At 57.6% G+C, this 20,486-nt stretch carries 19 protein-coding genes, 1 tRNA gene and 1 rRNA gene; 11 read left to right on the plus strand and 10 right to left on the minus strand.

Annotated features, from left to right (window positions below):
* Positions 1–85 precede the first annotated feature (85 nt).
* On the plus strand, positions 86–1,717 hold the full coding sequence (locus tag HKX44_RS13265; protein WP_276151917.1) for an iron ABC transporter permease: 1,632 nt from the start codon (positions 86–88) through the stop codon (positions 1,715–1,717).
* A gap of 9 nt (positions 1,718–1,726) precedes the next feature.
* On the opposite strand, the gene HKX44_RS13270 is transcribed toward HKX44_RS13265, so the two are convergent.
* The 4 genes from HKX44_RS13270 to HKX44_RS13285 form a co-directional block, all read right to left on the minus strand.
* Positions 1,727–2,341, minus strand: a complete 615-nt coding sequence (locus HKX44_RS13270; RefSeq protein ID WP_276151803.1) for a GNAT family N-acetyltransferase — start codon at positions 2,339–2,341, stop codon at positions 1,727–1,729.
* A gap of 37 nt (positions 2,342–2,378) precedes the next feature.
* Positions 2,379–3,257, minus strand: coding sequence for a glutathione-dependent disulfide-bond oxidoreductase (gene yghU / locus HKX44_RS13275; protein WP_276151804.1), 879 nt, complete (start codon positions 3,255–3,257; stop codon positions 2,379–2,381).
* Positions 3,258–3,514: 257 nt separating this feature from the next.
* On the minus strand, positions 3,515–4,597 hold the full coding sequence (gene rsgA / locus HKX44_RS13280) for a ribosome small subunit-dependent GTPase A (RefSeq protein ID WP_276151805.1): 1,083 nt from the start codon (positions 4,595–4,597) through the stop codon (positions 3,515–3,517).
* 369 nt (positions 4,598–4,966) lie between these two features.
* On the minus strand, positions 4,967–5,683 hold the full coding sequence (locus tag HKX44_RS13285) for a DJ-1/PfpI family protein (RefSeq protein ID WP_276151806.1): 717 nt from the start codon (positions 5,681–5,683) through the stop codon (positions 4,967–4,969).
* A 107-nt stretch (positions 5,684–5,790) separates the two neighbouring features.
* Between HKX44_RS13285 and HKX44_RS13290 the strand changes: the two genes are divergently transcribed.
* Positions 5,791–6,405: a TetR/AcrR family transcriptional regulator gene (locus HKX44_RS13290; protein ID WP_276151807.1), complete on the plus strand. Its 615-nt coding sequence runs from the start codon at positions 5,791–5,793 to the stop codon at positions 6,403–6,405.
* A 197-nt stretch (positions 6,406–6,602) separates the two neighbouring features.
* Here the strand turns inward: HKX44_RS13290 and ykgO are convergent, their stop codons facing one another.
* Both ykgO and HKX44_RS13300 read right to left on the minus strand, forming a co-directional pair.
* The gene (ykgO, locus tag HKX44_RS13295) at positions 6,603–6,728 is read right to left on the minus strand and encodes a type B 50S ribosomal protein L36 (protein WP_005850168.1); all 126 of its coding nucleotides are present in this window, start codon (positions 6,726–6,728) and stop codon (positions 6,603–6,605) included.
* Positions 6,729–6,840: 112 nt separating this feature from the next.
* Positions 6,841–6,915: transfer RNA gene (locus HKX44_RS13300), tRNA-Val, on the minus strand.
* Positions 6,916–7,326: 411 nt separating this feature from the next.
* Between HKX44_RS13300 and HKX44_RS13305 the strand changes: the two genes are divergently transcribed.
* Positions 7,327–8,187 (plus strand): N-formylglutamate amidohydrolase, encoded by an 861-nt coding sequence (locus HKX44_RS13305; protein ID WP_276151808.1) that lies wholly within the window; start codon positions 7,327–7,329, stop codon positions 8,185–8,187.
* A 4-nt stretch (positions 8,188–8,191) separates the two neighbouring features.
* Here HKX44_RS13305 and HKX44_RS13310 read toward each other — a convergent pair whose 3' ends face one another.
* Positions 8,192–8,689, minus strand: coding sequence for an anthrone oxygenase family protein (locus HKX44_RS13310; protein WP_276151809.1), 498 nt, complete (start codon positions 8,687–8,689; stop codon positions 8,192–8,194).
* A 92-nt stretch (positions 8,690–8,781) separates the two neighbouring features.
* On the opposite strand from HKX44_RS13310, the gene HKX44_RS13315 reads away from it, so the two are divergent.
* A complete protein-coding gene (locus HKX44_RS13315) occupies positions 8,782–9,396 on the plus strand; it encodes a TetR/AcrR family transcriptional regulator (protein ID WP_276151810.1) in 615 nt (204 codons plus the stop codon).
* Here HKX44_RS13315 and HKX44_RS13320 read toward each other — a convergent pair.
* Positions 9,374–10,627, minus strand: a complete 1,254-nt coding sequence (locus HKX44_RS13320; protein ID WP_276151811.1) for a DNA polymerase IV — start codon at positions 10,625–10,627, stop codon at positions 9,374–9,376. The two genes, HKX44_RS13315 and HKX44_RS13320, sit on opposite strands and share 23 nt — an antisense overlap.
* Before the next feature lie 60 nt (positions 10,628–10,687).
* Here HKX44_RS13320 and HKX44_RS13325 point away from each other — a divergent pair, with 60 nt between their 5' ends.
* Positions 10,688–11,239, plus strand: coding sequence for an NUDIX hydrolase (locus tag HKX44_RS13325; RefSeq protein WP_276151812.1), 552 nt, complete (start codon positions 10,688–10,690; stop codon positions 11,237–11,239).
* Positions 11,240–11,310: 71 nt separating this feature from the next.
* On the opposite strand, the gene pyrF is transcribed toward HKX44_RS13325, so the two are convergent.
* Complete coding sequence (gene pyrF / locus HKX44_RS13330; RefSeq protein WP_276151813.1) at positions 11,311–12,015, minus strand: orotidine-5'-phosphate decarboxylase; 705 nt, start codon at positions 12,013–12,015, stop codon at positions 11,311–11,313.
* A 163-nt stretch (positions 12,016–12,178) separates the two neighbouring features.
* Positions 12,179–12,457, minus strand: a complete 279-nt coding sequence (locus tag HKX44_RS13335) for a hypothetical protein (protein ID WP_276151814.1) — start codon at positions 12,455–12,457, stop codon at positions 12,179–12,181.
* A 234-nt stretch (positions 12,458–12,691) separates the two neighbouring features.
* On the opposite strand from HKX44_RS13335, the gene HKX44_RS13340 reads away from it, so the two are divergent.
* From HKX44_RS13340 to HKX44_RS13365, 6 genes are all read left to right on the plus strand, one after another.
* On the plus strand, positions 12,692–12,835 hold the full coding sequence (locus HKX44_RS13340) for a hypothetical protein (RefSeq protein WP_276153137.1): 144 nt from the start codon (positions 12,692–12,694) through the stop codon (positions 12,833–12,835).
* A 167-nt stretch (positions 12,836–13,002) separates the two neighbouring features.
* Entirely contained in the window at positions 13,003–15,618 is a 2,616-nt protein-coding gene (clpB, locus tag HKX44_RS13345) for an ATP-dependent chaperone ClpB (protein ID WP_276151816.1), read from the plus strand.
* An 87-nt stretch (positions 15,619–15,705) separates the two neighbouring features.
* The gene (locus HKX44_RS13350; protein WP_276151817.1) at positions 15,706–16,353 is read left to right on the plus strand and encodes an HAD family phosphatase; all 648 of its coding nucleotides are present in this window, start codon (positions 15,706–15,708) and stop codon (positions 16,351–16,353) included.
* Positions 16,354–16,455: 102 nt separating this feature from the next.
* Positions 16,456–17,361, plus strand: a complete 906-nt coding sequence (gene msrP / locus HKX44_RS13355) for a protein-methionine-sulfoxide reductase catalytic subunit MsrP (RefSeq protein WP_276151818.1) — start codon at positions 16,456–16,458, stop codon at positions 17,359–17,361.
* A 51-nt stretch (positions 17,362–17,412) separates the two neighbouring features.
* Positions 17,413–18,024, plus strand: coding sequence for a protein-methionine-sulfoxide reductase heme-binding subunit MsrQ (gene msrQ, locus HKX44_RS13360; RefSeq protein ID WP_276151819.1), 612 nt, complete (start codon positions 17,413–17,415; stop codon positions 18,022–18,024).
* A gap of 887 nt (positions 18,025–18,911) precedes the next feature.
* Positions 18,912–20,373: ribosomal RNA gene (locus HKX44_RS13365) — 16S ribosomal RNA — on the plus strand.
* Positions 20,374–20,486: the final 113 nt, after the last annotated feature.

Below are 20,486 nucleotides of genomic sequence, written 5' to 3' on the forward strand. Positions count from 1 at the left end.
CGTGATCTGCGCCGCCTCTGGTAATCCTGACTGAAATCATCGAAATAGAGGTATGACCTCTGTGACCGACCCAGAACAGCGCCCGATGAAACCCCGCGACGGGCTGCGCGGGCTGTCCCTGATTGCCATTCTTGCGGCGGTGGTCTGTGCCTTGCCGATGGTTGCTGTGGGGCTGGCCGCCTTTGGCGGGGGCACGGAAACGGTGCGCCATCTGGTTGATACGGTATTGGGGGAATACACCCGCACCACGCTGGCGCTGGTTTTACTGGTGTCTTTGGGGACGTTTTGTATCGGTGTCGGGGCGGCGTGGCTGGTTACGATGACACGGTTTACCGGGGTGCGCGTGTTGGAGATTGCATTGGTACTGCCGCTGGCCTTTCCGGCCTACGTGCTGGCCTATGCTTATACCAATGTTTTTGACCACCCCGGGATTGTGCAGACAACACTGCGCGATGTGATGGGGTGGGGACCGCGAGATTACTGGTTTCCAGACATCAGATCACTGGGCGGCGCGGCCCTTATGCTCACGCTGGTGTTGTATCCTTATGTTTATCTGTTGGCGCGGGCTGCGTTCCTGCAACAAAGCGGTACAACATTTCTGGCAGCGCGGGCCCTTGGGTCAAGCCCGTGGGCCGCGTTTTTCAAAGTCAGCCTGCCACTGGCCCGTCCCGCGATTGCGGCGGGTGTTTTGCTGGCGGTGATGGAAACAATCGCGGATTTTGGCACGGTGGCCTATTTCGGTGTACAGACCTTTGCCACCGGCATCTATACCGCGTGGTTCTCGTTGTTTGACCGAACGGGGGCGGCGCAACTGGCCCTGTGTTTGCTGAGTTTCGCCCTGCTGTTGGCGATGCTGGAGCGGATGCAACGGGGGCGTGCCAAGTACCACGATCCGGCGCGACAGGCACAACAAATGGCACCGATCGAATTGACTGGCTGGCCGGCGCTTTGTGCGCAGGTGCTATGCGGTGTGCCGGTGCTGTTCGGGGCGGTATTACCGATATTTGTGCTGTTCAGCATGGGGTTGGGATCAGAGCAGAACCTGCTCAGCCCGCGTTACCTTGGATTCATTCGCAATTCGTTGACGCTGGCGGCGGTCGCGGCAATTGTGACGGTGGCCGCGGCGATTGCTGTCGGGTTTTTCCAGCGGCTGAGGCCGGGACGTGTGTCGCGCAGTACCGGTTATGTTGCGCGTTTGGGCTATGCGGTGCCGGGCGGGGTGATCGCTGTGGGGTTGATGGTGCCCTTTGCGATGTTTGACAATGCGCTGGATGCCTGGATGCGCGCCACATTTGACATCTCGACCGGGCTGCTGGTCACCGGTTCAATATGGTTGCTGGTTGCGGCCTATATGGTGCGGTTTCTGGCGGCGGCACTGGGGGCTTATGAGGGCGGACAGGCGATGGTGCATGTCAATATGGATGCCGCCGCCCGTTCGCTTGGGCAGACGCCGGTAGGTACATTGCGCCGCGTGCATTTGCCGATACTTGCGCCGTCTTTGCTGACCGCGCTGTTGATCGTCTTTGTCGACGTGATGAAGGAACTGCCCGCGACGTTGATCATGAGGCCGTTCAACTTTGACACATTGGCCGTGCAGGCTTACCGGCTGGCAAGCGATGAACGGCTGGACGGGGCAGCCGTGCCATCACTGGTGATCGTGGCCATGGGGTTGCTGCCGGTGATCTTGATTTGCCGTCAGGTGGGACGCCGTCGATAGGTGCGGCGATCAGGCCTGTGCGGCGGTACGCTGTTGCCATGTCGCGCGCTCTACCACCCAGCTTTGCCAGGTGCCATCCTTGCCGTTCAACCGCAGCGCCCCTTCACTGACACGTGTTGCGCCCAGTTTGGCGGTGGCCCGTTGCGAGCGGATGTTGCCCGGATCAATATGCAGCCAGACACGATCCACTTGGGCGAAAGCATGGCCAAGCATGAGCGATTTCATCTCAAGGTTACTGGCACCGCCCCACCAGTCACGGCCCAGAAACGTAAAGCCGATAGAGATGCCACCGTCCTGTTGCGGGGGCGTGTAATAACGGGAACAGCCGATCACCCGACCTGTAGTGATAAGGGTGGCGGCCAGTGTGGATTGGCTGTCTAGCAGCATGTCGAAATAGGGGGTGAATACCGTCCGCTGATGACGATCCTTGGCGGGGTGGCCGGCCCAGACTGCGGGATCTTTGGCCACGTCATAAAGCGGGTCAAGGTCATCACCATGCAGGGGGCGCATGTGCAGGGTTGCGCCGGTGAGGGTTGGTTGTGGATCAAAAGCGGGGTGCATCACGTCATCCATGAAAAAGGGGCACACCATTTGCGGCGCACCCCTGACACTGAAACGCGACATACGCCCCGTCTATTGTTTTTTGTACCATTACGCCGGTTCAGCCCTTGGCGGCTTCGATCTTGTCCTGCGTTTTGGTGTCAAAGTCCGAAGCGTCGTGACGTTCGTGCAGTTGCAGTGACAGGTCATCTCCAAAGGCCCGATTGACCATGCGCCCGCGTGTGGTGGCGGGACGGGCATCAATCGCTTCGGCCCACCGCATGACGTTTTTGTATGAGGTCACATCAAGGAATTCAGCCGCGGAATAGAGCCGGCCCAGCACCAGCTGTCCATACCATGCCCAGATCGCGATATCGGCAATGGAATAACCGCCAGAGAAATATTCGTTTTCGGCAAGATGGCGGTCCATCACGTCAAGCTGGCGTTTGGTTTCCATCGCGAAACGGTTGATCGGGTATTCAAACTTTTCGGGCGCATAGGCGTAAAAATGGCCAAAACCGCCACCCAGATAGGGCGCGCTGCCCATTTGCCAGAACAGCCAGCTAAGCGCTTCGGTGCGTTGCGCCGGGTCGGTTGGCAGGAAGGCCCCGAATTTTTCCGCAAGATAAAGCAGGATCGAGCCGGATTCGAACACCCGTTGCGGGGTGTCGCCGCTGTGATCCATCAGTGCAGGAATTTTGGAGTTGGGGTTTACGTCGACAAAGCCGGAACCGAACTGGTCTCCGCTGGAAATATCAATGATCCATGCGTCATATTCCGCACCGTTGTGGCCTGCCGCCAGCAGCTCTTCCAACATCATCGTGGCTTTGACGCCGTTTGGTGTGGCGAGGGAGTAAAGCTGCAACGGGTGTTTGCCCACAGGCAGGTCTTTTTCAGAGGTGGCTCCGGCGATGGGGCGGTTGATCGAGGCGAATTTGCCACCTGATTCAGAATCCCATGTCCAGACTTTCGGCGGGGTATATTCGGGGGTGTCGGTCATCGCGGCCTCGCTTGGGTTATGTGTTCCACTGCAACTTGCATGGTTCGGTTGCGAAGGGCCAGAGGGGTTGGTGGAAAGGGCTGCTCAAGATTATGTGTTGAGGTAAGGGGCGGTCTGGTGAGGTGGTGGATTGAGCCAATGGCGGCGGCCGATGACGCGCACTTTTGGTTTGGGGGTGATCCGCGTTTTACCGCGAACCACTTTCGATGTCTGATGCTCAAGCCCGTCTTAGCAACGTGCAGGGCGGCATCATTGCTTTACCTTCTGATGCCTTTGAGCTTTTTGATGTCACGAACCATTTTGCCGAATGATTTGTCGCGCGACCTGCGTTCGGCGAGGCTGGCCGAGTTAAACGCATCTTCCGCCAAAAGTTTGCGCCATCTTGTCAGCCGTGCGGCTTCTAAGGCACCGCTTTGGATGGCTTGCAACACCGCGCAATCCGGTTCTGTCTCGTGCTGACAGTTCTTGAACCGACATTGCACGGCCAGCTCTTGGATATCGGCGAACAGGTCATTAATGCCATCTGCCGCATCGGTCAGCTGTAGCTCTCTCATGCCGGGGGTGTCGAGGATCAGGCAGCCATTCTGCATCGCATGAAGTTCGCGCCGCGTTGTCGTATGGCGGCCTTTGGCATCGTCCTCGCGGATCGTTTGGGTTTGGATGGATTGACCGTCAAGCAGTGCATTGGCCAGCGTGGATTTACCGACCCCGGACGAGCCGAGAAATGCAACGGTTTTTGCCGGCCTGCACCAATTGGCCAGATCGCTTTTCGGTGCGCTCCCGCGGGCATCAAGGGCCAGCACATCGACCATCTCTGACACGCCGCGCGCCGCCTCGATATACCCTTGCGAGTCAGAGGTGAGGTCGGCCTTTGTTAGAACAATAACCGGTGTGATTTGCGCCTCAAACGCCAAGGCGACATAGCGTTCGAGCCGGGCAATGTTGAAATCCAGATTGCACGACGTAACGATAAAAGCCGTGTCGATGTTTGCCGCGATTAGCTGTTCCTGACGGTCCGTGCCCGGTGCGCGGCGTTTGATCAGGCTTTTGCGCTCAAGAACCTTGCTGGAACGCGGGCGCGCGGGGTCCAGCATCAGCCAGTCACCGACGGTTACATCGGATCTGGGGGGCAGGGATGTGTCAATATCTTCGCCAAGGACATGCACCGCGTTGCGATGCACTTCCACAACGCGGACAGGTGGTGTGGAGGTCAGGTCATCGACGCTGACCTGTTGGGCAAAGAATGGCTGCCAGCCTAGGGATTGCAAGGGGTCAGCCGCGGTGTTGGTTTCAGCGCCCGGTGGACGCGCAAAAAGGAAATGGGAGTAATCCCGTGTCATGGTAGGTCAACTTTCATGTCTCGGTCACAAGTTGGGCTTGCGCCGTGCTGGTAAGGAGGGAATTGCAAATCAACGGGCACCGTCAAAACAGAGTGACGGTGTCATTTTTGAACGTTTGATTTACACCGGGAGGCGCGCTGCCTCCCTTCCTTACCGGGACATGAAATCTCCATTTCAGACAGCGGTGATATATCTTGTACAGATGGGCGATACAACTGGATCGTTGCCTTGCGATCAGAGGCCACCCCAGGAAAGAGCGGCCTGTTTCAAGTTTTTCGTATCAGGCCGAGTGGTTCCGCCCGTAATGCCGCAGGATTACCCCTGACAGGTTTTGAATTCCTATCTTGCGTCCCCATTGCCTTTGTCGTGTCACCCGTGGGCCTTTCGCGCCTTGCTTATCGCCTTGCGCCAAACCAGCTTGCTGAGGGCAACAGCGTTCATTGGATTGCGTGACAATTTTGCCATCTCGGCGCGCGCTGTCTCCGCGACATCTGCAGTGGCTTTCGACATATGGCCTGCGTCTTGAGGCGGTTGGGGGTCGTATTCGATAATGAGCTGAATGCGCTCGGCTGTTTCGCGGCCTGCAATGACCTCGACCAAGGAGAAAGCAAGGTCGATTCCCGCTGAAACCCCTGCCGCGGTCCAGATATTGCCAGAGGTTACGACCCGCTTGTCTGGCTGTGGAATGGCACCGAAACGGTTCAATACGTCCATGGCCGCCCAGTGGGTTGTCGCGGGCAGACCTTTCAGCAATCCGGCGGCGCCCAAGACGACAGCACCGGAACAGACCGAGGTGGTAAACCGTGTTCCAACATGGGCTTGGCGCAGCCATTTGGTAAGGGTGCCGTCAGCGGCGGCTATGGCGGTTTGCGCTTCTGATCCGGGCACCAGAACCATATCAGGTGCAGGGGTTTCATCGAAAGTATGGGTTGCGGCAACGACGAGGATGCCGCGGTCGGTGACCACCGGGCCGACCTCGTGGGCGACAAAGCGCAGATCGACGCCGGGAAGCATCTTGAGTACCTCATAAGGGCCGAGTACGTCGAGAGCGGTAAAGCCGGGATAGAGAACAAGAGCGATTTGCATAGAGAAACTCACATTAATAGAACGGTCGTGCTTTTTTAATGGTTCGGTCACAATACGCAAGCCACAGCGCGCAGGCGGGGCTGGTAGCTCTGGGGAAGGAGCAGTTGATGCAAGAAAACGGAAGTTCCGGATCGCCGACGAAAGCCGAGCGGACCCGTGCGCGGATATTGGATATTGCCCAGCGTGAGGCGAGTCTGATTGGTATAGATTCTCTTACCCTTGGTGGGTTGGCCCAGTCCTGCGGGCTTTCCAAGAGCGGGCTGAACGCGCATTTCGGATCAAAAGAGGCCTTGCAGATCGCGGTTATTGACGCCGTCGCAGGCCGCTTTCGATCTGAGGTTGCGGAACCTGCTTTGGCGTATCAGGCCGGTAAAAAGCGTTTGGAGGCGATTATGGCCTGCTGGATTGCATGGTCTCAACATGCTGACCGCCCCGGGGGATGTCAGTTTATCGCGGCCACCTTTGATTTTGATGGTTTGGACGGTCGGGTGAGGGACCGGCTTGAGCATTGGATGACGATATGGCGCGGCGTGATCATTCGGACTGTGGAGGAGGCGAACACGGCGCAAGCCCTTGGCCATGATCCGGAAAACACTGCCAGCCTCGCGTTTGGATTGTACATGGCGCAGCATATGGAGCGCCAGCTGCTTGGGGATGACACGGCTGGCGACCGTGCGCTTGGCCAGTGGCGCGAGAGGATTGCGGGCCAGCCGCAGAAATAGGCGGCATCACAGCCACAAAAGCCAAGATTGGCAGAGGAAAGTCGCAGTGTTTGGCCAGATTGCAGGTTGGCGCTGTCGGCAGTACTACTGCGGTCCGCAGTCAGTAACCCCACAGCAAAAAGGCCGCCCCAAGCAGGAGCAGCCTTTTGTAAGTTAACCTATCAGGCGGAAAGGATCAGCCCGAGATAAACGCGGGATCAACCCTGGCGGGCTTTGAACCGGCGCTGCGTTTTATTGATCACGTAAACGCGGCCCTTGCGACGCACAACGCGGCAATCACGGTGCCGGTTCTTGAGCGAGCGGAGCGAATTGCGAACTTTCATGTTCCAACCTTTCCATCTTTGGCCCCGCCTTCGTCATAAGACGAGGACCAGCGCCGGGTTACGGGCGACCCCGCCAACCTTCCCAGGAAGGCGTTGGGGCCAGTGAATTTCGTGGTGGGCGATACTGGGATCGAACCAGTGACCCCTTCGATGTCAACGAAGTGCTCTACCGCTGAGCTAATCACCCACTTTCCTGCGCAAATCTCTGGCCCCAAAAAAAACGGGGCGCGAAATACCGCGCCGGTTGGGTCGCTATAAAAGGTTGCGGCGCGACGATCAAGAGGGCTTTTGGCATTCCCTGAAATTGGATGGCTTTCGGCACAGGGCCGGTTGATCTTGTGAGCGTCACAGTCAAACTGCGCAACGCCACCAGGGCAAGCTCCACAGGGATCAGCGCGTGTTTTGCAGGGTTTCAGGGCAATTGCAGTAACTTGTAAAAATACCGCCTTAGCGTATCCGATTCCCCTTATGATCTACATTGCATCTGCTTAGAATAGCCGCATTATTCGATTATTGATGCGTCCTGTTTTCAGGCGAATCCCAATAAACGGGCGGCGCAAGACCGATCAAGCCTGAGCAAAGGCACAGAGGGGAAACTATGCCCAAGTCAGCATATGACGTCGTTTTACCGGTAAAAGACCGTTCTTGCGTGGTTTTCGCCTCGCCCCACTCTGGGCGCGACTATCCTTGGACGTTTTTGCGCTCAACCATGCTGGATCAACATGTGATCCGCTCTTCCGAGGACGCATTTGTGGATCAGATGTTCGATTGCGCCCCGGAATACGGGGCAGCCTTTATCAAAGCAGGGGCACCGCGGGCTTTTGTCGATCTTAATCGGTCGGCTGGCGAACTGGATCCCGCCCTGATCGAAGGGGTGCGCCGGCGCGGGCATAATCCGCGTATTGCGTCAGGGTTGGGAGTGATTCCCCGCGTTGTGGCCAACGGGCGTGCCATTTATCGCGGCAAGCTGACCCTTGCAGAGGCGCAGCGGCGAATCGAATCTTATTGGCATCCCTACCATCAAAAGCTGCAATCCCTGTTGGATGCGGCCCATCAGCGACATGGGCAGGCGGTGTTGATTGATTGCCATTCCATGCCGCACGAGGCGATGGACAGCGTTGCACGGTCCGGGGTGAAACGTCCTGACATTGTGCTGGGCGACCGGTTCGGCACCGCAGCCGCAGGAGAGGTTGTCGACCGTGTCGAGGCCGCTCTATGTGCTGCGGGCTTTGTTGTCACCCGCAACACGCCTTTTGCCGGGGCCTATATCACCCAGGCCTACGGGCGTCCGGCGCAGGCCCAGCATGCGGTGCAGGTGGAAATTGATCGCTCGCTTTATATGAACGAAAAGCTGATTCGCCCGAATGGGGATTTCGAAACCGTGCAGCGTGCCCTGCGGGAGGTCGTGGCCAAGGTGGCGCAAATCGGGCTCGGGCGGGTGCCACTGGCCGCTGAATAACGGATCAGCTGCGGTTCAGCCGTGTGAACCCGACACCGATGCACAAAACCGCCACGCCCGTCGCAACGGTGCGCATCTGGTTCCAGAACTGCCAGTCGGGCGAATAGGCCAACCACAGTGCGCGCGCGGTATCTATGTCCTGAGGGATGGTGATTCGCGCAAGTTCTTCGTTCATGGGCACGTTGATGGCCATTGTAAGAGCCACGCCAAGCAGGGCCGATAAGGCCGTAGCCATCGCGAACCAAGGCCATGCGCCACGTTGGGAGGTGGCCGCCAGCAAGGCCGTGGTAACCAGCAGGGCAACCGGCGTGCCGAAAAACGCCGGCGCAAAGACCGCGTTGCGCACCGAGCCATTCATCGCCTGCATCGCGGCGATTGCCACACGTGGATCAGCCGCGTCCAACCCCCACATGGTTGAACAGACCCAAGCATAAAAGAAACCGAACAGCGCCGCCGTTAACAAAAGGCTGATCAGGCAAAGGGGCATCGTGAGGGATTTCATCTGGCATCTCCAATAGCCGTATTAATGTGTACGTCTTTACATATCCGTATCGTTATGTACGGATGTTTGTCAAGCGATGCAGGGATATAGGAATGCGCACAGAGAAACGGCAGGCACGGCAGGCCCAGATAGAGGAAGAGGCTTATGCGCTGTTCGATACTTTGGGATTCGATGGCACTTCCATGTTGGCGGTGGCCAAACGCGCCAAGGCATCGAATGAAACCCTGTACCGTTGGTATGGTGACAAACACGGGTTGTTCGAAAGCATGGTGCAAGCGAATGCCGATTTGGTTCGCAAGCAGCTGACAAAAGCGGCGGAGGGGCACGCCGACCCAATGACGCGGCTGACACAGGTTGCACCGGTGCTGCTGGGGATGTTGTTGGGGCCACGGGCGATTGCGTTGAACCGTGCGGCGGCTTCTGACCCGACAGGCGCCTTGGGGCAGCTTTTGGCAAAGGGCGGGCGCGAGGATGTCTTGCCTCTCATCAAAGATCTATTGGCGCAGGCCATCCGCGAAGGGCAACTGCAACCGCCCCAAGACGGGGACATCGGCGGGGTGTTCATGCATTTGCTCGTAGGGGATCGTCAAATCCGGCGGGTGATTGGCACCTTGCCGCCTCCGACCGAAGTGGAAATCGCCGAAATCACGCGGATCGCCTTGGCGCAGTTTACCGCCCTATGCGCTAGCGCAAAGCCCGTCCCTTGACGATGGCCTTAGCCCCGAAGCGGGACCGGATGGCATCTGTGGCTCGTTCCGCTTTGCTGCGCTGGCCGGCGTCCGGATCCAGCAAATCACCAGCCATATCCGCCCCTTCGGCAGGGCATAAGTCGGAGATACCCACTCCGATCAACCGGTAGGGGCCGGTTTCGTCCAATTGATCAAACAGGGCGCGGGCGGTGCGGTAAATCCGGTCAGCCAGCTGCGTCGGGTCGCTTAGGGTGACGCGCCGCGTCAGACCGGTGAAGTTTCCCCGTTTCAGTTTCAGCGTGACAATGCGCCCGGCAATCTCCTTGGCTTTGGCCCTGTCAGCCACCTGTTCGGACAGCCGCCACAAGTGCCCGTCAAGGATATCGGGATCGGAGGTGTCTTGGTTAAAGGTGGTTTCCTTGGAAACAGATTTCACCGGATCATTGGCCGATATCCGGCGGTGATCCTGCCCGCGCGCCAGATGCCAAAGGCGTTCGCCCATGCCGCCAAACCGCGCGACGAGATCAGCCTTGTCCCAGCGCAGCAGATCGGAAAATGTGCGGATGCCGGCCTTGTCCAGTGACATCTGTGACACGGCACCGACGCCCCAGATCAGTTTTACCGGACGATCCCGCAGGAAATCGGCGGTTTCTGCCTTGCCGATGACGGAAAACCCGTGCGGCTTGTCGAGGTCCGACGCGACCTTGGCGAGGAATTTATTGTGGCTCAGACCAATCGAACCGGTCAGCCCCAGTTCGTCTTTCATCCGCCGCACCAACCGCGCCAGCATCACCGCAGGTGGCGCGCCATGCAAACGGGCGGTGCCGGTCATGTCCAGAAAGGCTTCGTCCAGTGACAGGGGTTCGATGGCGGGGGTCAGTTCCCCCATCATCGCGCGGATGGCACGGGATGCCTCGACATAGGCATCCATGCGGGGCTTGATGATTACAGCCTCGGGGCACAGCTTGAGCGCCTGAAACATTGGCATGGCCGAGCGCACCCCGCGAATTCGCGCAACATAGCAGGCCGTCGAGACCACGCCGCGCCGGCCGCCGCCGATGATCACCGGTTTGCCGTTCAGCGCGGGGTTGTCACGTTTTTCAACTGAGGCATAAAAGGCGTCACAATCCATATGCGCGATACACAGGCTGTCGAGTTCGTCATGCACCAGAACACGCGGGCTGCCACAGGCGGGACAGCGTCGTGCCGGGGCAATCTGGGACAGGCAATCGCGGCAAAGGGCAGCCATGGCGGGACACCGGAATAAGACAAGAAGGTTCACGCGCAAGGTTAACGGGGACGGCGAGGAATGAACACAGAGGATGAAACGGGATTTACCGGCGCAAAAATGGCCTTGTTTTTGGGGCAGCGGCTTGTGGTGATCCTGCGTGACGATCTGCCGGGATTGCCGTTTGCAGGCCAGTGGGACCTGCCCGGGGGCGGTCGCGAAGGGCAGGAAACGCTGTTTAATTGCGTGCAACGTGAATGCCACGAAGAGCTGGGCCTGACCGTGTTGCCCGAAAATGTCCTGTGGAAGCGACGATTTTTGCAAGAAAACACAGGTGATCCGGTGTGGTTCTTTGTGGCCCGCCTGCGCTCTGATGCGTCAGAAAGGATTGTGTTTGGCGATGAAGGGCAGGAATGGCGGATGATGGAGGTTGCAGAGTTTCTGCGTCATCCCAAAGGGATAACAGCCTTCCAAGACCGCTTGCGTCTTTACTTTGAGCAGATGGGCGAACTGCCTGCCAAGAAAAGCCCCCGCTGCCTTAAGCGGGGGAAAGGTGACGAACATCAGGAAGATCGAGTTCGTCGGGGAGTATCACCTGTTAAAAGCGTAGCACCAACACGGCCAATCACATAGCCAGGATTTCCTGACCAAGGGGTCAATTCGACCATTGTGCTGTTATTGCTACAGTCAGAGGTTGAATTTTTTCAGGCCGAAAGCTCGTCAATAATGGCGCTGGCGGCGGCGGCTGGATCGGTTGCTTGCCAGATCGGGCGGCCCACAACGATGTGATCAACCCCGTTTGCGATGGCCTGTGCCGGTGTCGCAACGCGCTTTTGATCGCCAAGCTCGGCCCCTTGCGGGCGCACACCGGGTGTGACGATTAGCTTGCCCTGGGCCTCGGGCAGAGCGCGGATTGCGGCAGCTTCCTGAGGGGAGGCAATGACACCGTCGGCACCGGCATCCAGCGCACGGGCGGCGCGGGTCAGCACCAGATCGGCCAGATCGCCATGCTGGATCAGAGAGGCGTCCAGATCAGAGCGGTCCAGCGACGTCAGGATGGTTACGCCGAGGATTTTCAGATTGCTGCCTGCGGCACCTTCCTTGGCGGCGCGCACCACATGCGGGTCACCATGCACGGTCAGGAAATCCAGATCGAATTGTGCAAGCCCCCGCACTGCGGCCTCAACAGTTGCACCGATGTCGAACAGTTTCATATCCAGAAAAATACGTTTGCCCTGTTCCTGTTTCAACTCATTGGCCAGCGCCAGCCCGCCACCGGTCAGCATGCCCAATCCGATTTTGTAAAATGAAACAGCATCGCCAAGCCGCGCGGCAAGATCAAGCCCGGCAACAGCGTTGGGAACATCAAGGGCAACGATCAGGCGGTCATCGGATACGGGGGTAGACATGGGGCAGGCTCCTGCTGGGAAATGTGCAAACGGCCCCGACATACGTGTCGGCGGCGGAACTGTCCATTGCCATGCCCCAGAAAAGCCGTGGCCGGCCACGTATAATGACCGGCCAAATGTAGATGTGAGGAAGATGCGTGCTGTGGCCGCGCGCGAACGCGGTTCAGGCGGCAGTTTTCAGGTGTTGACCTTCTGCTGTCAGCTCGGCTTGCGCGGTGTGTTCCTCTCTGTAGGTGTGCAGGCTGTCGCCGTCCGCGTGGCGGTGTTTGGCCTGCTGTGTCAGCTTGAATGCCGCCATGGCCAAGGGCATCATCAGCGCCCCCTCAACCGCACAGGGGTAGTGGTATACGCTGCTGTCCGCCCTGAGTTCGACATTCGCCTCGAACATATTGGTGACGGGATTGTACCTGATCATTTCAGGGGTAACTTTCGTGATCTGCATTTTACGCCTCCGGTGCCTGACCCTTTTGTTGGGCCTTAGGGTCACTCTGCGCCAAGGCTCCGGGGTGAGATAAGGGGAAAAAGCTCTGGTTTGTGCCCCTGAGCAGAGGCGCGGGATAAAGGAGGGCTGAACTCAGGGTTGGAGAGGCCGGCGCGAAATTGCCCTGATTTTATCGGGTGGTTAGGATTTTACGTTCGTTTAACCCAGCAGAAATTTGGGCGCATGTTGTACCCAATGAAAATGCCCCTAACCTTCATTGATAACGAGACCACGGCGATTAACGATGTGGTGACGGCGGATGTTGTTTCGCACTTGGGTGATATGGCATCGCATATCATAAAGGTATATCCCGAAGGTGATCTTATCGCTTTGGGGTGACGTTCGGCCCTGCTTGCGCGGGAGGCGCGGGCGGAAAATGACCAGATTTACAGGTTGGTCTACTTGAACCTGCGGGCGGGCTTCCCAAATTAATCATGAGGCCCAAAAATATGCGTGCCGCCAAGCGGGCGCAACACAACCGGGCGCTTGTAAAAAGGAGAGATACCATGGACTTGAGCAAGTTCACGGAGCGGTCGCGCGGGTTCATCCAAGCGGCGCAAACCATCGCAACACGCGAGAACCACCAACGGCTGACACCCGAGCATATCCTACAGGCTTTGCTGGATGATGATCAGGGGCTGGCCAGCAATCTTATTTCTGCCTCAGGTGCGGATGCCAATCGGGTACGCGAGGCACTACAGCTGTCGATGGGCAAACTGCCCAAGGTGACGGGTGATGCGGCGCAGGTCTATCTGGACAATGCAACCACCAAGGTTCTGGCCGAGGCGGAGGCGTTGGCGAAAAAGGCTGGTGATAGCTTTGTGCCGGTCGAACGCATCCTGATGGCGCTGTGCATGATCAAATCCGGCGCCAAGGCGGCGCTTGAGGCGGGCAAGGTCACGGCGCAGGGGTTGAACACTGCGATCAATGACATTCGCAAAGGGCGCACGGCAGATACTGCAAGTGCTGAAGACGGTTATGAGGCGTTAAAGAAATACAGCACCGATTTGACGGCGCGGGCCGAAGAGGGCCGGATTGATCCAATTATCGGGCGCGACGAGGAAATCCGCCGCGCAATGCAGGTCTTGAGCCGTCGTACCAAGAACAATCCGGTGCTTATCGGGGAGCCGGGCGTGGGTAAGACCGCGATTGCCGAGGGTATGGCCCTGCGCATTGTCAACGGTGACGTGCCAGAGTCCTTGCGCAACAAGAAGCTGCTGAGCCTCGATATGGGCGCATTGATTGCTGGGGCGAAATATCGCGGCGAGTTCGAAGAACGGCTGAAAGCGGTGCTGACCGAAGTGACCGAAGCGGCGGGCGAGATCGTCTTGTTCATCGACGAGATGCATACGCTGGTGGGCGCAGGCAAAGCGGATGGCGCGATGGATGCGTCCAACCTGCTGAAGCCGGCGCTGGCGCGGGGTGAGCTGCACTGTATCGGTGCGACCACGCTGGACGAATATCGCAAACATGTTGAAAAAGACGCAGCCCTTGCGCGGCGTTTCCAGCCAGTGATTGTGCAGGAGCCAACGGTGGAAGACACGATTTCCATCCTGCGCGGCATCAAAGAGAAATACGAGCTGCACCATGGTGTGCGCATTGCCGACAGTGCTTTGGTTGCGGCGGCAACGCTTTCGCATCGCTACATCACCGACCGGTTCCTGCCGGACAAGGCGATCGACCTGATGGACGAGGCCGCCAGCCGGTTGCGCATGGAAGTGGACAGCAAGCCCGAAGAGCTTGACGCGCTGGACCGCCAGATCATGCAATTGCAGATCGAAGAGGCGGCGCTGAAGCTGGAGGATGATCAGGCGTCGAAAGACCGGCTTGAGACCTTGCAAAAGGATCTGGCCGATTTGCAGGAGAAATCCGCCGAGATGACGGCAAGCTGGCAGGCTGAACGCGACAAGCTGGCCGGTGCCCGTGACATCAAGGAAAAGCTGGATCAGGCCCGCGCCGAGTTGGAAATTGCCAAACGTGAAAGCAATCTGGCGAAGGCGGGCGAGCTGTCTTACGGGGTGATCCCGCAGCTTGAAAAAGACCTTGAGGCGGCGGAGTCCCGCGAAGAGGGAATGATGGTCGAAGAGGCCGTACGCCCTGACCAGATCGCCAGTGTTGTTGAACGCTGGACAGGTATTCCGGCGGGCAAGATGCTGGAAGGTGAGCGGGACAAGCTTTTGCGGATGGAAGACCAGTTGCATGGTCGTGTGATCGGGCAGAATTCTGCGGTGACGGCGGTGGCCAATGCGGTGCGCCGTGCGCGGGCTGGTCTGAACGATGAAAACCGCCCGCTGGGCAGCTTCCTGTTCCTTGGGCCAACTGGCGTGGGTAAGACCGAGCTGACCAAGGCGGTGGCCGAGTTCCTGTTTGATGACGACAACGCGATGGTGCGGATTGATATGTCGGAGTTCATGGAGAAACACGCGGTGGCCCGGCTGATCGGTGCGCCTCCCGGCTATGTCGGGTATGACGAGGGCGGTGTTTTGACCGAAGCGGTGCGGCGCAGGCCCTATCAGGTTGTGCTGTTTGATGAGGTCGAAAAGGCCCACCCGGATGTGTTCAACGTTCTGTTGCAGGTCTTGGACGATGGGGTGCTGACCGATGGTCAGGGCCGCACGGTTGATTTCAAGCAGACGCTGATCATTCTGACGTCGAACCTTGGGGCGCAAGCGCTGAGCCAACTGCCCGATGGCGGTGATATGGCGGCCGCAAAGCGCGACGTGATGGATGCGGTGCGGGCGCACTTCCGCCCCGAGTTTCTGAACCGTCTGGACGAGACTGTGATCTTTGACCGTCTGGCCCGCGAGGACATGGCAGGGATCGTCGATATCCAGTTGGGTCGTTTGCTGAAACGGCTTGCCGGTCGCAAGATTGATCTGGCTTTGGACGATGGTGCGCGACAGTGGTTGGCTGATGAAGGCTATGATCCGGTATTCGGTGCGCGGCCTTTGAAACGGGTCATTCAGCGGACGCTACAGAACCCGCTTGCCGAGATGCTGTTGTCGGGTGATGTACGCGATGGCGACCGGATCGAGGTCAGTGCAGGTGCGGACGGGTTGATCATTGGCGACCGGATCGCGGCCAGTAACCGGCCCAAACCTGACGATGCCACCGTGCATTAATCCTCTCGACACATAGGAAAGAAAGGCCGGCGGATTACGTCGGCCTTTTTTGTGGTGCCAAGGGGCATGTTGTGGTTTGAGGTCCCTATGTGGAAAGCAAAATATGTATTATTCGATTGTGATGGCGTTCTGGTCGACAGCGAGACGTTGACGCATAACTTGTTGTCGCAAGAGCTGGGCCGGTATGGTCTGGCTATCCCCGCGCAGGAGGTGGGGCGGATGTTTGTCGGCGGCACCATGGCGGGTGTCATGCAGACCGCGCGGCAGATGGGGGCGGAATTGCCGTCGGATTGGGTGGCGCAGTTCAACCAAAAACTGTTCGCGCGATTGGCTGCCGACTGCGAGATCATTCCGGGTGTTGTGCTCTTGTTGGACAGGTTGGATGCGGCGGGTATCGGCTATGCGACATGTTCAAACGGGCCGATCGCAAAGATGGACGTGACATTGGGCCGGTGCGGGGTGAAGAACCGTTTGGCAGGTCGGATCTTTAGCGCGCATGACTGTGCTGCTGCAAAACCGGCCCCTGATGTTTATCTCAAGGCTGCGGATGTTGCCGGGGTTGATCCGGCAGACTGTGCGGTCATTGAAGACAGTGCGACAGGTGCGCGGGCAGGGGCGGCTGCGGGAATGCGGTGTTTCGGGTTTTGCGCCGAGACGGATGCGGAAAATCTGTCGCCCCATTGCACGGCATTATTTGACGATATGGACCAGCTGCCAGGGTTGCTTGGCCTGTGACATCTGACAATCCGGTGTGGTTATTGAAATGATCGGCGAAATCCTTGGTCAAAGCCGGCGCAGCTCTTAGGTTCTTGGGGACACGCAAAAGGAGCATTCCGCATGGCGCACCGTTGGACCAATACACTTACCCATAGCGATATCACCCCGCACCGGGCATTTCTGAACCGGCGGCAGGTGATGGCGGGACTGGCGGCCGGTGTCGGATTGGCGGGCATTGGCAGAGCGGCGCAGGCCGCAGACGCGCTTGAGCCCAACAGCTATGAAGATATCACCCAGTACAATAATTTTTACGAGTTCGGCACCGGCAAGACCGATCCGGCCCGCAATGCCCATACGCTGACCACTTCGCCCTGGAAGGTCACGATTGACGGGATGGTCGACAAGCCGGGTGATTATTCCATGGAAAGCATCATGGAGGCGATGACCATCGAGGAACGGATTTACCGGTTCCGCTGTGTTGAGGCATGGTCGATGGTGATCCCGTGGAATGGTTTTGAACTGGCCGACCTGCTGACGATGGCCGGTGTGCAGTCGGATGCGAAATACGTTGCCTTCGAAACCGCGAACCGTCCGGACGAGATGCCCGGCGTGCGTTTCCCTGCGCTGGACTGGCCCTATGTCGAAGGATTGCGGCTGGACGAGGCGATGCACCCCCTGACGATTATGGCAACGGGGATTTTCGGCAAACCGATCCCGAACCAGAACGGCGCACCCATGCGGTTGGTGGTGCCGTGGAAATACGGATTCAAATCCATCAAGTCGATTGTGCGGATCACCCTGACCGACCAAGAGCCGCCGACCAGCTGGAACAAGGCGAATGCGCGCGAATACGGGTTCTATAGTAATGTGAACCCCGAAGTGAGCCACCCACGCTGGTCTCAAGCAAGTGAACGGGCCGTCGGCGGGGGATTGTTTGCGCGCCGTCAGCCGACGTTAATGTTTAACGGCTATGAGAAAGAGGTTGCGGCCCTTTATGACGGCATGGACCTGAAGACGAATTTTTAACGCATATATATAGTATAGGCGGGAACGGTCGCAGGGGCGCGGATAGGGCTGATGGACAGGATCAAAGATCAGATCAACGCAAATGCGCGGCGCGTCCCGACATGGGCCGTCTATATTCTATGTCTTCTGCCCGCGCCTTACTTCTTCTATCTCGCGGTGACGGGCAGCCTTGGCCCCGATCCTGTCAAACCGCTTGAGCATAAATATGGCGAGCTGGCCTTGCAGCTGTTGATTGCCGGATTATGCATCACGCCGCTGCGCCAGCATCTTGGGATCAACCTGATCAAGTTCCGCCGGAGCTTGGGCGTGCTGGCTTTTACCTATGCTGCGTTTCATCTGTTGATCTGGGCGGTGTTGGATGTCCAATCACTGGGACGTGTGATCGAGGATGTGATTAAACGTCCCTATATCACCATCGGTATGGCGGGGTTTGCCCTGTTGCTGCCCCTGGCGATCACATCAAACAACTATTCGGTGCGTAAGCTGGGGCCGACATGGCGCAAACTGCACAAGCTGACCTATCCCGCGGTGTTGCTGGGCGGGGTGCATTACATATGGTTGGTAAAGGGCATCCAGATCGAACCGTTGATCTATTTAGCGGTGATCCTTGGATTGTTGGCACTGCGATATTGGCCCAAGCGGCGCGCCAGATCCCCCGCGTAGAGGGACAATATATATAGTGAAGCTGTAAAAGCCGTCCCAAGGGGCGGCTTTTCGCGTTTGGGGCGAAGGCTGGGGCGATTCCATGGAATTCTGGCGAAAGATCGGTCCGGAATCAGGCGCTGCGGATCGAATCTTGGGCATTCTGCGGAGTCATTTTGACCACCTTTCCGGTGAATCGCCCGATTCACCGATTCACTTCACCGGAATCGGAGTGTGTTTGGTGTGAATCGGAGCGTTTGTGTTGGGGATTTTGGTGTGCGTCTTTGTTTGTCTTGTTGGTAAGTCTGTGGATAACACAAGATGTGCGTTTGTTGGTGTGAGTGCTGCCCTTTGGTCAGGGCAATAAAGCTGCTTGTTGTTAGGTGTTTGCGCAAGAATTGGGATGCAAGGGGCTGAAAACATGGGAAAAACGTTTTGCGTTACAAAAACTTCGCATTTCTGGAAAAAAGCGCTTGCGGGTCTGAGCCAGTAACACTAGAACCCCCCTTACCGGACGAGCAGCGACGCTCCAACGGGACGCCGGACGGGCCAGACGGAAGCGGAGACGCAGACAGAGGCCAAGAGGCGGATAAGAAATTTTGAGGTATTTGAGGCGGGGCGCGCCAGTAAGTTAGGGCGCATCCAGTCACTTTTGTCTCTACGCTGTTTGAAAATTAAATATCTGAAGAGATATGTGGGCGGTTTGGTTCATTCGATGGATCAACCTCTACATATCACGCTCCTAGGCTTCGGCTGATTATGGAGTGTCAGCTTCACTGTTTGTAGGGTTTCTGGTTACTTTGGTAACTTGAAGCACACAAACAGAGAAAATGTTCAATAGGTTTCAGTAAGGCCTATTGGATGATGTGCAGAGGTTCGACGTCAAGGATATGATCGTAAGATCATTTCAACTTGAGAGTTTGATCCTGGCTCAGAACGAACGCTGGCGGCAGGCCTAACACATGCAAGTCGAGCGCACCCTTCGGGGCGAGCGGCGGACGGGTTAGTAACGCGTGGGAACATACCCTTTTCTACGGAATAGCCTCGGGAAACTGAGAGTAATACCGTATACGCCCTTCGGGGGAAAGATTTATCGGAAAAGGATTGGCCCGCGTAAGATTAGATAGTTGGTGGGGTAATGGCCTACCAAGTCTACGATCTTTAGCTGGTTTTAGAGGATGATCAGCAACACTGGGACTGAGACACGGCCCAGACTCCTACGGGAGGCAGCAGTGGGGAATCTTAGACAATGGGCGCAAGCCTGATCTAGCCATGCCGCGTGTGTGATGAAGGCCTTAGGGTCGTAAAGCACTTTCGCCAGAGATGATAATGACAGTATCTGGTAAAGAAACCCCGGCTAACTCCGTGCCAGCAGCCGCGGTAATACGGAGGGGGTTAGCGTTGTTCGGAATTACTGGGCGTAAAGCGTACGTAGGCGGATCAGAAAGTAGGGGGTGAAATCCCGAGGCTCAACCTCGGAACTGCCTCCTAAACTCCTGGTCTTGAGTTCGAGAGAGGTGAGTGGAATTCCAAGTGTAGAGGTGAAATTCGTAGATATTTGGAGGAACACCAGTGGCGAAGGCGGCTCACTGGCTCGATACTGACGCTGAGGTACGAAAGTGTGGGGAGCAAACAGGATTAGATACCCTGGTAGTCCACACCGTAAACGATGAATGCCAGTCGTCGGGTAGCATGCTATTCGGTGACACACCTAACGGATTAAGCATTCCGCCTGGGGAGTACGGTCGCAAGATTAAAACTCAAAGGAATTGACGGGGGCCCGCACAAGCGGTGGAGCATGTGGTTTAATTCGAAGCAACGCGCAGAACCTTACCAACCCTTGACATCCTGTGCCACTACCAGAGATGGTACGTTCCCTTCGGGGACGCAGTGACAGGTGCTGCATGGCTGTCGTCAGCTCGTGTCGTGAGATGTTCGGTTAAGTCCGGCAACGAGCGCAACCCACATCTTTAGTTGCCAGCAGTTCGGCTGGGCACTCTAAAGAAACTGCCCGTGATAAGCGGGAGGAAGGTGTGGATGACGTCAAGTCCTCATGGCCCTTACGGGTTGGGCTACACACGTGCTACAATGGCAGTGACAATGGGTTAATCCCAAAAAGCTGTCTCAGTTCGGATTGGGGTCTGCAACTCGACCCCATGAAGTCGGAATCGCTAGTAATCGCGTAACAGCATGACGCGGTGAATACGTTCCCGGGCCTTGTACACACCGCCCGTCACACCATGGGAGTTGGTTCTACCCGACGACGCTGCGCTAACCTTCGGGGGGCAGGCGGCCACGGTAGGATCAGCGACTGGGGTGAAGTCGTAACAAGGTAGCCGTAGGGGAACCTGCGGCTGGATCACCTCCTTTCTAAGGATGTTCCTAGCCATGATTGTTCGCAATCATCATGGAACACTTAGCAGAACAGCAAACAAAGCTGTTCATATATGAAAGCATCGCAAGATGACTTTCGAACCGAGCCG

Origin of the sequence: Sulfitobacter sp. M05 (assembly GCF_029285175.1) — a bacterium.
Taxonomy (GTDB): domain Bacteria; phylum Pseudomonadota; class Alphaproteobacteria; order Rhodobacterales; family Rhodobacteraceae; genus Sulfitobacter.